Origin of the sequence: Leeia aquatica, from assembly GCF_012641365.1 — a bacterium.
Taxonomy (GTDB): Bacteria; Pseudomonadota; Gammaproteobacteria; order Burkholderiales; family Leeiaceae; genus Leeia; species Leeia aquatica.
This window is the reverse complement of sequence record NZ_JABAIM010000002.1, coordinates 278010-291695: the sequence shown is the minus strand read 5'-3', so window position 1 is coordinate 291695 and position 13686 is coordinate 278010. Positions and strand designations below refer to the sequence as shown.

At 62.2% G+C, this 13686-nt stretch carries 11 protein-coding genes; 6 read left to right on the top strand and 5 right to left on the bottom strand.

Annotated features, from left to right (window positions below):
* Positions 1 to 97 precede the first annotated feature (97 nt).
* From HF682_RS10385 to ypfJ, 3 genes are read left to right on the top strand one after another with little or no spacing between them, the layout of a single operon-like run.
* A complete protein-coding gene (locus tag HF682_RS10385; RefSeq protein WP_168877222.1) occupies positions 98 to 598 on the top strand; it encodes a DUF1993 domain-containing protein in 501 nt (166 codons plus the stop codon).
* The gene (locus HF682_RS10380) at positions 595 to 936 is read left to right on the top strand and encodes a translation initiation factor Sui1 (RefSeq protein WP_168877221.1); all 342 of its coding nucleotides are present in this window, start codon (positions 595 to 597) and stop codon (positions 934 to 936) included. Before HF682_RS10385 ends, HF682_RS10380 begins: the two co-directional genes overlap by 4 nt.
* Before the next feature lie 4 nt (positions 937 to 940).
* Entirely contained in the window at positions 941 to 1843 is a 903-nt protein-coding gene (gene ypfJ, locus HF682_RS10375; protein ID WP_168877220.1) for a KPN_02809 family neutral zinc metallopeptidase, read from the top strand.
* Between the two features lies 1 nt (position 1844).
* On the opposite strand, the gene mltG is transcribed toward ypfJ, so the two are convergent.
* The 4 genes from mltG to HF682_RS10355 all read right to left on the bottom strand — a co-directional run bounded on the left by mltG (position 1845) and on the right by HF682_RS10355 (position 7706).
* On the bottom strand, positions 1845 to 2834 hold the full coding sequence (gene mltG, locus HF682_RS10370) for an endolytic transglycosylase MltG (protein WP_168877219.1): 990 nt from the start codon (positions 2832 to 2834) through the stop codon (positions 1845 to 1847).
* Entirely contained in the window at positions 2831 to 5404 is a 2574-nt protein-coding gene (locus HF682_RS10365; RefSeq protein ID WP_240947227.1) for a [protein-PII] uridylyltransferase, read from the bottom strand. Before HF682_RS10365 ends, mltG begins: the two co-directional genes overlap by 4 nt.
* Before the next feature lie 3 nt (positions 5405 to 5407).
* Positions 5408 to 6217: a type I methionyl aminopeptidase gene (gene map, locus HF682_RS10360; RefSeq protein WP_168877218.1), complete on the bottom strand. Its 810-nt coding sequence runs from the start codon at positions 6215 to 6217 to the stop codon at positions 5408 to 5410.
* Positions 6218 to 6308: 91 nt separating this feature from the next.
* On the bottom strand, positions 6309 to 7706 hold the full coding sequence (locus HF682_RS10355) for an aminotransferase-like domain-containing protein (RefSeq protein WP_240947226.1): 1398 nt from the start codon (positions 7704 to 7706) through the stop codon (positions 6309 to 6311).
* Between the two features lie 133 nt (positions 7707 to 7839).
* On the opposite strand from HF682_RS10355, the gene aptA reads away from it, so the two are divergent.
* From aptA to HF682_RS10340, 3 genes are all read left to right on the top strand, one after another.
* Complete coding sequence (gene aptA, locus HF682_RS10350; protein ID WP_168877216.1) at positions 7840 to 9177, top strand: omega-aminotransferase AptA; 1338 nt, start codon at positions 7840 to 7842, stop codon at positions 9175 to 9177.
* Between the two features lie 33 nt (positions 9178 to 9210).
* Positions 9211 to 10704 (top strand): CoA-acylating methylmalonate-semialdehyde dehydrogenase, encoded by a 1494-nt coding sequence (locus tag HF682_RS10345; RefSeq protein WP_168877215.1) that lies wholly within the window; start codon positions 9211 to 9213, stop codon positions 10702 to 10704.
* A 69-nt stretch (positions 10705 to 10773) separates the two neighbouring features.
* Positions 10774 to 11838: a DmpA family aminopeptidase gene (locus HF682_RS10340; RefSeq protein WP_168877214.1), complete on the top strand. Its 1065-nt coding sequence runs from the start codon at positions 10774 to 10776 to the stop codon at positions 11836 to 11838.
* A gap of 48 nt (positions 11839 to 11886) precedes the next feature.
* On the opposite strand, the gene aspS is transcribed toward HF682_RS10340, so the two are convergent.
* Positions 11887 to 13668, bottom strand: a complete 1782-nt coding sequence (aspS, locus tag HF682_RS10335) for an aspartate--tRNA ligase (protein ID WP_168877213.1) — start codon at positions 13666 to 13668, stop codon at positions 11887 to 11889.
* Positions 13669 to 13686: the final 18 nt, after the last annotated feature.

The window sequence follows — 13686 nt, the reverse complement described above, 5'->3', positions numbered from 1 at the left end:
TTACAAGCCCTGCGCAGCATTGGGGGCTATGGCACAATGAAGTTGTTCACGGTGTGGAACGCCACGCCACCTTTACCCCAGATTCAGGAGCCATAGCATGTCCCTGTCCATGTACCAAGCCAGCGCCCCGGTTTTTCAGCGCATGTTGCGCAACCTGAAAACCCTGTTGCAGAAGGCCGAAGCCCATGCCGAGGCCCGCAAGTTTGACGCGGCCAATCTGCTCAACTTCCGCCTGTATCCGGACATGTTTCCCTTGACCCGGCAGGTACAGATCGCCACAGATGCCGCCAAGGGGGCGATGGCCCGGCTGGCAGGGGTGGATATCCCGTCGTGGGAGGATGTGGAAACCACCCTGCCCGAGCTGATCGCGCGGATCGACAAGGCCCTGGCCTATGTCGAGTCCTTCCGCCCCGAGCAGATCGACGGCAGCGAAGACCGGGCCATCACGGTGCAGCTGCGCAGCGGCCCCTTGCACTTTACCGGGCAGGAATTCCTGCTCAGCTTTGCCTTGCCCAACCTGTTCTTTCATGTCACTACCGCCTACAACATTTTGCGCCACAACGGGGTGGAGATCGGCAAGCGGGATTATCTGGGATGAGTGGTCTGGTTTACTCGACCGAGCTGGGGCGCACCTGCCCGGCCTGCCGTCAGGCCGTGGCGCAATGCATCTGCAGTGCGGCGGCACGCCCGGTTGGCGATGGCGTGGTGCGCCTGCGGGTGGAGCGCAAAGGGCGGGGTGGCAAGCAGGTGACGGTGGTCAGTGGCATCCCGCTGCAGGATGCGACCTTGCTACCGCTGGCCAAACAGTGGCGGCAGGCCTGTGGCAGCGGTGGCACGGTCAAGGATGGGGTGGTGGAAATCCAGGGCGACCATGCTGAGCGGCTGCTACCCTTGTTGCAAGCGCAGGGTTGGACGGTAAAACGGACAGGCGGGTGAGGCGATGCGTTGGGACGATTTGCGCCGCAGTGACAATGTGGAAGACCGCAGGGGTGACAGCAGCTGGGGGGGCGGTGGCTCCGGCGGTGGTTTCAGCGGCTTTGGGGGCTTCCGGCTCAGTGGCACCGGTCTGATCATTCTGGTGGTGGTCAGCCTGATCCTGGGCAAGAATCCGCTAACTTTGCTGAACATGCTCAATGGCCACGGCTCGGGCTCTCGCTATAGTCAACAGCAGCAGCAACGTCCCGCTGCACCGCCGCCGCAGAGCGACCGTTCCGCACAGTTTGTGCGCGCCATCCTTGGCAATACCGAGGATTTCTGGGGCAAGTGGTTCCAGCAACGTGGTCAGACATACCCGCAGCCCCATCTGGTGCTGTTTCGAGGCAGCGTGCAGTCGGCCTGTGGCCGTGCCAGTTCTGCGGTAGGACCGTTCTATTGCTCGGGCGACCAGAAGGTGTTCATCGACCTGTCGTTCTTTGATGAACTGCACCAGCGCTTTGGCGCGCCGGGCGATTTTGCTCAAGCTTATGTGATTGCCCATGAAGTCGGCCACCATGTGCAGAATGTGATCGGGGTGACCCGGCAAGTGGTGCAGCAAGGCGAGGGACTGTCTGAGCGGGAACGCAATGCGCTCTCGGTGCGGCAGGAGCTGCAAGCCGACTGCTTTGCCGGAGTGTGGGGGCACTACGCCCAGCAGCAAGGCTTGCTGGATGGCGGCGACCTGGGCGAGGCGCTGACGGCGGCCAACGCCATTGGCGACGATACCCTGCAGCAGGAGGCGCAGGGTCATGTGACGCCGGATGCGTTTACCCACGGTACGGCCAAGCAGCGCAAGCGCTGGTTCAGCATCGGCTTTGAGCGCGGTGATCCGGAGCGCTGCGATACCTTCTCAGCCACCCGCCTGTAGCTTATTTCTGATACTGGTTGACCGCCCGGTTGTGCTCAGCCAGGGTTTCCGAGAATACCGAGCTGCCGTCGCCGCGTGCCACAAAGTACAGGGCTTTGCTCTTGGCCGGGTGCAATGCGGCGTGCAATGAAGCCAGCCCCGGCAGGGCAATCGGCGTCGGCGGCAAACCGGCACGGGTGTAGGAATTATACGGTGTGTCTTGCTGCAACTGAGCCTTGGTCAGGTTGCCATTGAAGCTTGGGCCAATGCCGTAGATCACGCTGGGGTCGGTTTGCAGGCGCATGCCCAGCCGCAGCCGGTTGACGAAGACAGCGGCAATCATGCTACGGTCACTGGCCAGCCCGGTTTCCTTTTCGACGATGGAGGCCATGATCAAGGCCTCGTAAGGGGTACGGTAGGGCAGGTCTGGCGCACGTTGCGCCCATTCCTCCTGAAGCTTCTGCGCCATGCGCTGTGCACTGCGCTTGAGCAGCGCGCTGACCTCACCGCCACGGGTCACATGGTAGGTATCCGGGAAGAACAGGCCTTCCGCATGGGCCTGCTCTAGCCCCAATGCATTCCCCAGCTCAGCGGTGTCCACCGCAGGCAGGTCCTGCTTCACATCCGGATTGCTCGCCAGCGCATCGCGTACCTGCTGCACGGTCCAGCCTTCGATCAGGGTGAGCGGAATTTCGGCGGTTTCCCCCTTGTTGAACTGCGCCAGCAGTTGCAGCGGGCTGCTGGCGGGGTCAATCTGATAAATGCCCGCCTTGAGGCTACCTGCTCGTCCGCTAAGGCGTGCGATCAGGGTGAACCGCCAGCGGTCGGGCAGCAGGCCTTGCTCGGTTAGCTGGCGGCTGATACTGGCGAGGCCACTGCCGCTGTTGACGGTAAAGGTCTGCTTGGCGCCAGGCTCCCCCAAGGGCGCGTGGGCGAACCAGTACAAGTGGGCGGCGGCGGCACCCAGCAGCAACACCAGCAGAAACAGCACGGACACAATGAAGCGCTTCATGCGCGGAGTACCTCCAGCAGCTCACCTTCCAGCGTGAGCAGGGTTTTACTGTCGGACAAGGCCGGGCCAGCAATCAAAAAGGTGTCTTCCACCCGCTCGCCCAGCGTGGCAATGCGGGCACCATAGACGCTGACCCGGTAGCTGGCCAGCAGCGCGGCCACCCGCGACAGCAGGCCGGGTCTATCCCCGGCGATCAGGGTCATCACATGGTAGTTACCGCGATCGTCCGGACGGATATGGACCTGAGGCTCAATCGGAAAATGCCGCAATGCCCGGCTGACCCGACCGGCCGCTGGCGGCCGCAAGGGGGTCTGCTCCTGCAGGGTCTTGCCGAGGTCGTACTCCAGCAGACTGATCAGGTCGCGGTAATGCTCGCTGGCCTCCATCGGCGGCAGCACACGGAAGGTATCCAGCGCATAGCCGTGGCGGGTGGTAAAAATCTTGGCGTTGACGATATTGAAGCGGCTGCGCTCGAACTGGGCGCACAGGCGGGCAAACAGATCGGGCTGGTCCGGCAGGTACACCAGCACCTGCAAGCCCTCGCCGCTGTTGTCCAGCCGCGCCTTGATCACCGGGGCCTGCGTGTCCGCGCGGAAGAACAGGCTGCGGGCATGCCAGGCGATCTCTTGCGCATCGTGGCGCAGGAAGTAGACGGTATCCAGCTGCTGCCACAGCTGTTTGACCCGGTTTTCGTCGATGGCATACAGCCGCACCAGCGCCAGGGCCTCGTCCTGCCGCTCGGCCACGTAGTCCGGGCTGTCATCGTGCTGGCCCAGCCGGCGACGGGCGGAGAGGAACAGGTCTTCCAGCAGCTTGGCCTTCCAGCCATTCCACACCTTGGGACTGGTGCCGCGAATATCGGCGACGGTCAGCAGATACAGCGCCACCAGCCGCCGTTCGTTCTCGACCAGAACAGCGAAGGCCTGCACCACTTCCGGGTCGGTAATATCCTGCTTTTGTGCGATCTGCGACAGAGTCAGGTGGTGCTCGACCAGCCAGGCCACCAGCTCTGCATCGTCGTCCGACACACCATGCTGGCGGGCAAAGCGAAGCGCATCCACCTTGCCCAGCTGCGAGTGATCACCGCCACGCCCTTTGGCAATATCGTGAAACAAACCGGCCAGATACAGCACTTCCGGACGCTCGAAATCCAGCATCAGGCGGCTGCACAGCGGGTATTCATGGTTGAAGTCGGCAATCGCAAAGCGGCGCAGGTTGCGGACCACCATCAGGATGTGTTCATCCACGGTGTAGACGTGGAACAGGTCGTGCTGCATCTGGCCGACGATACGGCCAAACGCCGGAATATAGCGGCCCAGAATACCCAGCTGGTTCATCTGGCGTAGCACGGTGGTCTGGCCGCGGGGCGCGCGCAGGATGGCCATGAATTGTGCGCGGCAGGCGGGATCACGCCGATAATCCTGATTGATACGGCCACGGGCATGCCACAGCGCCCGTAGCAGGCTGCTGGACATGCCTTGCAGTTCCGGATGCTGCTGCAGCAGCAGGAAGGCTTCCAGAATGGCAGCCGGTTCGCGCTGCATCACCTCCGGGTCGCGCAGCGACAATTGCCCGGCAGACACCGTAAACCGGGCATTGAGCGGGATACTCTCCACCAGCATGGGGGCGTCCAGCCGGCTTTTCAGGTTTTGCAACACCATCTGGTTGATCTGCCGCACCGTACGGGCCGCACGGTAATAGGCCTGCATCAGCTGCTCGGAGGCGCGGCGGCGCGGGTGGTCCTGCAGGGTAAAGCGTTTGGCGAGGGTGCCTTGCAGGTCAAACACCAGACGGTCTTCACGCCGATTGGCCGCCAGGTGCAAGGCAATGCGGATGGCTTGCAGTACCCGCTCAGCCCGTTTCAGCTGGCGGGCCTCCAGTGCAGACAGCAAGTCCTGCCGTACCAGATCGTCCCAGTTGTCGCCCAGACCGCAGGCGTGGGCAATCCAGATCAGCACATGCAGGTCACGCAAGCCACCGGGGCTTTCCTTGACATTGGGCTCCAGATTGTTGGCGACGCCAAAGTAGCGGGCGTGCCGTTGCTGTTGTTCCAGCGTCTTGGCTTCAAAGAAAGCCTTGGGATCAAAGGTGGCATTCTGGATGGTGCGGAAACGCTGAAACAAGGCGGTGTCGCCACACAGCAGGCGCGCTTCGGACATGCTGGTCTGTACCGTGATGTTCGCTGCTGCTTCTTCGACGCTGTTTTCCAGATTGCGCACACTGTGGCCGACATCGAGCCCGATATCCCACAGCAAGTGAATGAATTGCTCAATGCGCGTTTGCTCGGCATCTTGCAGCAGGCCGGGCGTAAGGATCAGCAGGTCGATGTCGGAGTAGGGGTAGAGCTGGCCCCGGCCATAGCCGCCAACGGCCATCAGCAGGGTGTCCGGCGCAAAGCCGCTGCGTTGCCATAGCATTTTCAGCACGGCGTCAATCAGCTGGCGATATTGCCCCAGCAATGCTTCCGGGTGATCAAGGCTGGCATGGACGGTGGCCAGCGCCGCGCGGGACTGCTTCAGATAGTCCCGTAGCGCGGCGGTGTCATCGGGCAGGTCCGGCAGCACCGGCATGCATCAAGCCCGGATGAAGGCCGGCGGCTGCGGTGAACCGGCGGACAGGGTCAGCACTTCGTAGCCGCTGTCGGTCACCAGAATGGTGTGTTCCCACTGGGCAGACAGGCTGTGGTCCTTGGTCACCACCGTCCAGCCGTCGCTGCTCAGCGGCGGTTTGACGTGACGACGACCCGCATTGATCATCGGCTCGATGGTGAAGATCATGCCTGGCTTCAGGCGCACGCCGGTACCGGGGCGGCCGTAATGCACCACCTGCGGCTCTTCATGGAAGCGGCGGCCAATGCCATGCCCGCAGTATTCCTCGACGATGGAGAAACCCGCGCCTTCGGCGTGCTTCTGGATGGCGTGGCCGATATCCCCCAGCGTGGCATCCGGTTTGACTTGCTGGATGCCCAGCCACATGCACTCATAGGTGATATTGCACAGGCGTTTGGCCAGCACCGACGCGTCACCGATGATGAACATGCGGCTGTTGTCACCGTGGTAGCCATCCTTGATCACGGTGATGTCGATATTGATGATGTCACCGTTTTTCAGCACCCGGGTGCCAGGCACACCGTGGCAAACCTGATGGTTCACCGAGGTGCAGATCGAGGCCGGGTAGGGTACATGGCCGGGCGGGGTGTAGTTCAGCGTGGCCGGGATGGTGCCTTGCACGTTCACCATATAGTCATGACACAGGCGGTCCAGCTCACCGGTGGTGACCCCTGCCTTGACAAAGGGGGTGATGTAATCCAGCACTTCCGAGCCCAGGCGGCCCGCAATGCGCATTTTTTCGATGTCTTCGGCAGTATGCAGTGTAATGCTCATGGTGGTGGCAGCGCGGGCGAAACCGGGCTGACTTCTGCGTGAAATTAAAGGTTCATTTTAACAGAGAAGCATTCCCTGTGCTGTGCGGTCATCAGGTGGCGACAAAGTCATGTCGCTGCATGCTGTCCAGAAAGGCAAAAAGCCGGTCATTGTCACAATAGGCCACATTGAAGCGCAGCCAGCTGGAGTGCGACTGGTCGGGCCGGAACAGGTAGCCGGGGGCCAACAGGATGTCCTGCGCTGCTGCCTGTTGCGACAAGGTCAGCGGGTCCACCCCGGCAGGCGCTTGCGCCCACAGAAACATGCCGGCACCGGGCTCAAAGAACAGCGTGAAGCCTGCCATGTCCAGCCGCCGCGCCGTACGCTGCTGCGCGCGTGCCAGCCGGTCGCGCAACTGCTCCAGATGCTTGCGGTGGTGGCCTTCGGTGAGGATATGCCACACCAGTTGCTCATTGAGCTGAGGGGTGGCCATGCCGGACACCATCTTGTGATAGACCAGTTCGTCGATCAAGGCCGCATCGGCGGCGACGAAACCCACCCGCAAGCCGGGGGCAATGGTCTTGGAAAAGCTGCCGATGTGGATGACCCGCTGCAACTGGTCCATGCCAGCCAGCGTTGGTGCTGCTGAACCCAGCAAACCGTGGCTGACATTGTCCTCCACCAGCATGAAGCCGTGCTGCTGCGCCAGTTGCAGCACGCGGTAGGCGGTGGCCGCGTTGTAGCTGGCGCCGGTGGGATTGTGCAGCTGAGTGTGGGTGAAGTAGAGCTTGGGCTGGTACTGCTGCAACAGGGAGGTCAGGGCATCCACATCCGGCCCGGTGGGGGTCATCGGCACGCCGACCAGCTGCAGGCCACGCAGGCGCAGTGCCGAGAGCAGATTGCTGTAGCCAGGATCATCCACCAGTACCGTGTCACCGGGCTGGGTCAGCCGTCGTGCCACCAGATCAAGCGCCTGGCTGGCACCCAGCGTCAGCAGGATCTGGCCGGGGTCGGCCTGGATGTCTTGCTCGGCCAGCAGGCGCACCACCCGCTCCCGCAAGGCAGCATGTCCCTTGGGGTGGCCATAACGCAGCAAATCATCCGGCTGGCGTGCAGCATGGCGCAAGGCTTTCTGCAGCGCCTCGCCGTCATGCCAGCTGTCCGGCAGCCAGCCACAACCGGCGTGGATGCCACGGTCACTGTTCTCGAACACATCGCGCAGCAGCCAATAGCTGTCGACCGCTTTTTCGGTCAGCCGCGGGCGCTGTTCAGGGCCAGGCTGGGCCAGCTCACAGACAAAGAAACCCGAACCGCGCCGCGCCTGCAGGTAACCTTGTGCAGCCAGCCGGTCGTAGGCTTCGACCACAGTGAAGGTAGACACACCGTGCTGGCTGGCAAACTGGCGGATGGAAGGGGCTTTGCTGCCAGGCCGCAATGTGCGGGACTGGATCTGCGCACGCAGCAACTGCACGATCTGCTCAACCAGGGTATCACTGCTGCGCTTGTTCATGACCATGTTGGCCTCGCTGTTGAGGTATTTTTTCCTGCACAGTCAGTGCGGCTGTGGTGGAAACTGTGCATGTAACTGTATTGGTAATCCCAGTACAGTGGCAAGCATCTTAGCGACCTGCCAAGGAAAAACCATGTCCCTGCAATGGAACGATGCCCCGCTGAACCTGGAACCCTACTGGATGCCGTTCACCGCCAACCGCCAGTTCAAGGCTGCGCCGCGCTTGCTGGTATCGGCACAGGACATGCACTTTACCGATATCGACGGTCGGCAGATCCTCGATGGCACTGCAGGGCTGTGGTGCGTCAACGCGGGCCATAACCGCAAGCCGATTACCGAGGCCATCCAGCGCCAGGCGGGTACACTGGACTATGCGCCCCCATTTCAGATGGGCCACCCGGAAGCATTTGTGGCTGCTGAAAAGCTGGTGCAGATGGCCCCGAAGGGCCTGACTCGTGCTTTCTTTACCAACTCCGGCTCTGAATCGGCGGATACCGCACTGAAGATGGCACTGGCGTTCCACCGTATGCGCGGCGATGTGCATCGCGTGAAATTGCTGGGCCGCGAGCGGGGCTACCATGGCGTCAATTTTGGCGGGATTGCCGTAGGCGGCATTGCCGGCAACCGCAAGCTGTTTGGCACCGGGCTGGCAGGCGTGGATCACATCGGCCATACCCATGACCCGGCCCGCAATGCCTTTTCGCAAGGTGAACCGGAGCACGGCGGGGTGGAGATGGCCAATGCGGTGGAAGCCCGCATGCTGGCGCTGCATGACCCCTCGACGGTGGCCGCCATCATTGTGGAGCCGGTCGCGGGATCTACCGGGGTGCTGGTGCCGCCCAAGGGCTATCTGAAACGCCTGCGCGAGATTTGTGACAAGCACGGCATCCTGCTGATTTTTGATGAAGTGATTACCGGCTTTGGTCGTCTGGGCCGTGCCTGGGCGGCAGACCGCTTCGAGGTGACGCCGGACATCGTGACCTGTGCCAAGGGCCTCAGCAATGGCGCGGTGCCGATGGGCGCGGTACTGGTCAAGGAAAACATCTATCAAGGCTTTATGGAAGCGGCCGCCGCTGGAGCGATTGAGTTCCCGCACGGCTACACCTACTCTGGCCACCCGCTGGCCGCCGCCGCGGCCAGCGCCACGCTTGACCTGTACCGTGAGGATGGCCTGTTCGAGCGTGCCGCTGCACTGGAGCACTACTGGCAAGAGGCAGCCCACAGCCTGCGGGGTCTGCCGCATGTGAAGGATGTGCGCAATCTGGGTCTGGTGGCGGGCATTGAGCTGGAGTCGATCCCCGGGCAAGTGGGCAAGCGTGCCTTCAGTGCCTTTCTGCAAGCCTTTGAGCAAGGTGTGCTGATCCGGGTTACCGGCGACATCATTGCCCTGTCGCCACCGCTGATCATCGAGAAGGCGCACATCGACCAGTTGTTCGGCACCCTGCAGCAGATTCTGGGCCGCCTTGAGTAAACCTGTAGCGACGGATTTCTGAAAGAGACAAACATGGGCATCATTGCACACTACATCAATGGCCAGCGCGTTGACGGTCGCGGCCAGCGCAAGAGCGACGTTTTCAACCCGGCCTGGGGCGAGGTCATCCACCAGGTGGCCCTGGCAGACGTGGAAGACGTCAATGCCGCCGTGGCGGCTGCGCACGCCGCCTTCCCGGCCTGGGCCGCCACCAGCCCGCTACGACGCGCCCGCGTGATGTTCAAGTTCAAGGATCTGCTGGAACAGCATCACAAAGCGCTGGCTGAGCTGATCTCGGCAGAGCACGGCAAGGTGGTGTCGGACGCGATGGGCGAAGTGACTCGCGGTCTGGAGGTGGTGGAGTTTGCCTGCGGCATTCCGCAATTGCTCAAGGGCGAGTTTACCGAGCAGGTGGGCTCCGGCATTGATGCTTGGACGACCCGGCAGCCGCTGGGGGTGGTAGCCGGGATTACCCCGTTCAACTTCCCGGCCATGGTGCCAATGTGGATGTTCCCGGTGGCGATTGCCTGCGGCAATACCTTTGTGCTCAAGCCCTCCGAACGTGATCCGTCTGCCGCACTGATGATCGCCGACCTGCTCAAGCAGGCTGGCTTGCCGGATGGCGTGTTCAATGTGGTGCAGGGGGACAAGCTGGCGGTCGATACCCTGCTGACCCACCCGGATGTGCAGGCGGTCAGCTTTGTCGGCTCCACGCCGATTGCCCGCTATATCTACGAAACCGGCGCGCATCACGGCAAGCGGGTGCAGGCGCTGGGTGGTGCCAAGAACCACATGATCGTGATGCCGGATGCTGATCTGGATCAGGCGGTAGACGCGCTGACCGGGGCAGCTTACGGCTCGGCCGGGGAGCGCTGCATGGCGATTTCGGTGGCGGTGGCCGTCGGCGATGTCGCCGATGCGCTGGTGGCCCGCATGGCCGAGCGCGCACGTACCCTGAAAGTGAATGTGGGGACTGATCCGCATGCCGAAATGGGGCCGCTGGTAACCCGGCAGCATCTGGACAAGGTCAGCGGCTATGTGGCGCAAGGCGTCAGCGAAGGCGCAACCTTGGTGGTGGATGGCCGTGGGCTGCGGGTGCCGGGGCATGAAAACGGTTTCTTCCTCGGCGGCTGCCTGTTTGACCATGTCACCCCGGAAATGACCATCTACCGCGAAGAAATCTTCGGGCCGGTGCTGTGTGTGGTGCGGGTGCCGGACTTTGAATCGGCGGTGAAGCTGATCAACGAACATCAATATGGCAACGGCACCTCGATCTTTACCCGTGATGGCGATGCCGCGCGTGAGTTTGCCCACCGTATCCAGGTGGGCATGATCGGCATCAATGTGCCGATTCCGGTGCCGATGGCCTTCCACAGCTTTGGTGGCTGGAAAGCCTCGCTGTTTGGTGACCACCACATGCACGGTCCGGAAGGGGTACGCTTCTATACCCGCATGAAGGCGATCACCAGCCGCTGGCCGACCGGTATTCGTGCCGGGGCAGAGTTTGTGATGCCGACCATGAAGTAAGCCGCAAGGATGCTGCACTCAGAATGGGCCGGTCTATCCGGCCCATTTTTGCTGGAAGGAGAATGAAACATGACAAGCAAACCACGCGCCCGCGAGCTGGGCATCCCGTTTTCCGGCCAGCCCGGACGCTGGAACGCCATTACCGATGTGGCGGGGGTGGAGGTGGGACACACCACCTTGATCGAAGGGACATCGACCCGTACCGGCGTGACGGCCATCCTGCCTTGTGGGCGGCAAGCGGGCGGGGCTTCGGTACCCGCTGCGGTGTTTTCGCTGAACGGTAATGGCGAGCTGACCGGCTCGCACTGGATCGAAGAATCCGGCTTCATGGCCGGGCCGGTGATGTTGACCAATACCCATTCGGTTGGCGTGGTACGGGATGCTGTCGCCGCCTGGCTGGATAAGGTGACACCACCCGAAGAAGGGCAGGGTTTCCACTTGCCGGTGGTGGGGGAAACCTACGATGGGGTGCTGAACGACATTTCGGCTCAGGCGGTTCGTGCCGAGCATGCGGTGGCGGCATTGACCCAAGCGCGCTCTGGGCCGGTGGCAGAAGGCAATGTCGGCGGCGGGACCGGCATGATCACCCATCGCTTCAAGGGAGGGATCGGTACCGCCAGCCGGATGCTGGAGGTGGCGGGCACGATCGGCACCCTCGGTGTGCTGGTGCAGAGCAACTACGGCGCGCGGGACATGCTGACCATCGCCGGGGTGCCGGTTGGGCAGCATCTGACGGAGCTGATGCCGGAAATTCGGCAACAGCGTGATGGCTCCATCATCATCGTGGTGGCGGCCGATCTGCCCTTGCTGCCGCATCAGCTCAAGCGGGTAGCGCGGCGGGCCACCATGGGGCTGGCACGGCTTGGCGGCGCCGCCTTCAATTCCAGTGGCGACCTGTTCCTGGCCTTCTCCACTGCCCGCCCGACCCGGCAGGACGGGAAGGAGCAGTGGTCAACACTGGTCAATGATGACCTGGACGGGGTATTCCGGGCCACGGTGGAGGCGACGGAAGAGGCGATTGTGAATGCCCTGCTGGCAGCAGAAACCCTGCAAGGCTTTCAGGGCAATGTGGTGCATGCCTTGCCGCATGATGAACTGCTGGCGGTAATGCAGCAGTATGGCCGCCTCGGCTAGCTGCAAAAAAAACAGGCCACCTTGCGGTGGCCTGTTTGCGGTCAGCGTTTAGCTGGCGAGTTGCGGCGGGTTGCGCAGCTTGATGTGCAAGTCGCGCAGTTGCTTCTCGTCCACGGCGTTCGGTGCATTGGTCAGCAGACACTGGGCACGTTGCGTCTTCGGGAAGGCGATCACGTCGCGGATCGACTCGGCACCGGTCATCAGTGTGACCAGACGGTCCAGACCGAAGGCCAGGCCACCGTGCGGCGGTGCGCCGAACTGCAGGTTGTCCAGCAGGAAGCCGAACTTGTTCTGAGCGTCTTCCGGGCTGATTTTCAACGCATCGAACACCTTGCTTTGCACGTCGGCACGGTGGATACGCACCGAGCCACCGCCGATTTCCCAGCCGTTCAGCACCATGTCGTAAGCCTTGGCCAGGCACTGTGCCGGGTCCGTCACCATCAGGTCTTCATGGCCGTCCTTCGGCGAGGTGAACGGGTGGTGGCAGGCGGTCCAGCGGTCTTCTTCCTCGTCGTGCTCGAACATCGGGAAGTCCACCACCCACAGCGGTTTCCATTCCTTGCTGGCAAAGCCTTTCTCATGGCCGATCTTGAGGCGCAGCGCGCCGATGGCTTCGTTGACCACCTTGGCCTTGTCGGCACCAAAGAAGATCAGGTCACCATTCTGGGCACCGGTACGCTCCAGTGTGGCTTTCAGCGCGGCTTCGGTCAGGTTTTTCACGATCGGCGACTGCAGGCCGGTTTCGTTCGGCTGGCTGATGTCGTTGACCTTGATGTAGGCCAGACCCTTGGCACCATAGATACCCACAAACTGGGTGTAGGCGTCGATCTCGGAGCGCGACAGCGAGGCGCCACCCGGAATGCGCAGGCCTACCACGCGGCCCCCCGGCTGGTTGGCTGCACCGGCGAACACCTTGAACGGCACCTCTTTCATCACCTCGGTCAGCTCAGTGAATTCCAGTGGTACACGCAGGTCCGGCTTGTCGGAGCCAAAGCGGAACATGGCTTCCTGATAGCTCATGCGCGGGAAGTCGCCCAGCTCGACATTGATGGCTTCACGGAATACATGGCGGGCCATGTGCTCGGTGATGTCCATGATCTGGTTTTCGTTCAGGAACGAGGTTTCCAGGTCGATCTGGGTGAATTCCGGCTGCCGGTCGGCGCGCAGGTCTTCGTCGCGGAAGCACTTGGTGATCTGGTAGTAACGGTCAAAACCAGCCACCATCAGCAGCTGCTTGAACAGCTGCGGGCTTTGCGGCAGGGCGAAGAACTGGCCATCGTGCACCCGGCTCGGCACCAGATAGTCGCGCGCACCTTCCGGGGTGCTGCGGGTCAGCATCGGCGTTTCCACGTCGATGAAGCCTTGCGCGTCCAGATAGTTGCGGATCAGCATCGCCACGCGGTAGCGCAGGCGCAGGTTCTTTTGCATTGCCGGGCGGCGCAGGTCCAGCACGCGGTAGGTGAGGCGGGTGTTTTCCGACAGGTTGTCGTCGTCCATCAGGAACGGCGGCGTGACCGACGGGTTCAGCACTTCAATGCTGTGGGCCAGCACTTCGATTTCACCCGAGGTCAGGTTGGGGTTGATGGTGGCCTCAGTTCTGCGTCGTACTTTACCAGTGATCTTGAGTACAAATTCGTTGCGCACACCATCTGCCACTGAAAAAACGTCAGCAAAATCCGAGTCGCAAACTACTTGCACCAGACCTTCGCGGTCGCGCAAGTCAATGAAGATCACGCGGCCGTGGTCACGGCGACGGTGGGCCCAGCCATAGAGGGTAACGGTTTGGTCCAGATAGCGGGTATCGACCAGACCGCAATAATCGGTACGCATGTCGTGCTGTTCTTTCTT

What these genes read in the sequence shown, in the direction of transcription:
- aspS (WP_168877213.1), bottom strand. Translation starts at nt 13,668, where the DNA reads ATGCGTACCGATTATTGCGGTCTGGTCGATACCCGCTATCTGGACCAA.
- mltG (WP_168877219.1), bottom strand. Translation starts at nt 2,834, where the DNA reads ATGAAGCGCTTCATTGTGTCCGTGCTGTTTCTGCTGGTGTTGCTGCTG.
- aptA (WP_168877216.1), top strand. Translation starts at nt 7,840, where the DNA reads ATGTCCCTGCAATGGAACGATGCCCCGCTGAACCTGGAACCCTACTGG.
- HF682_RS10345 (WP_168877215.1), top strand. Translation starts at nt 9,211, where the DNA reads ATGGGCATCATTGCACACTACATCAATGGCCAGCGCGTTGACGGTCGC.
- HF682_RS10380 (WP_168877221.1), top strand. Translation starts at nt 595, where the DNA reads ATGAGTGGTCTGGTTTACTCGACCGAGCTGGGGCGCACCTGCCCGGCC.
- ypfJ (WP_168877220.1), top strand. Translation starts at nt 941, where the DNA reads ATGCGTTGGGACGATTTGCGCCGCAGTGACAATGTGGAAGACCGCAGG.
- HF682_RS10355 (WP_240947226.1), bottom strand. Translation starts at nt 7,706, where the DNA reads ATGAACAAGCGCAGCAGTGATACCCTGGTTGAGCAGATCGTGCAGTTG.
- HF682_RS10365 (WP_240947227.1), bottom strand. Translation starts at nt 5,404, where the DNA reads ATGCCGGTGCTGCCGGACCTGCCCGATGACACCGCCGCGCTACGGGAC.
- HF682_RS10385 (WP_168877222.1), top strand. Translation starts at nt 98, where the DNA reads ATGTCCCTGTCCATGTACCAAGCCAGCGCCCCGGTTTTTCAGCGCATG.
- HF682_RS10340 (WP_168877214.1), top strand. Translation starts at nt 10,774, where the DNA reads ATGACAAGCAAACCACGCGCCCGCGAGCTGGGCATCCCGTTTTCCGGC.
- map (WP_168877218.1), bottom strand. Translation starts at nt 6,217, where the DNA reads ATGAGCATTACACTGCATACTGCCGAAGACATCGAAAAAATGCGCATT.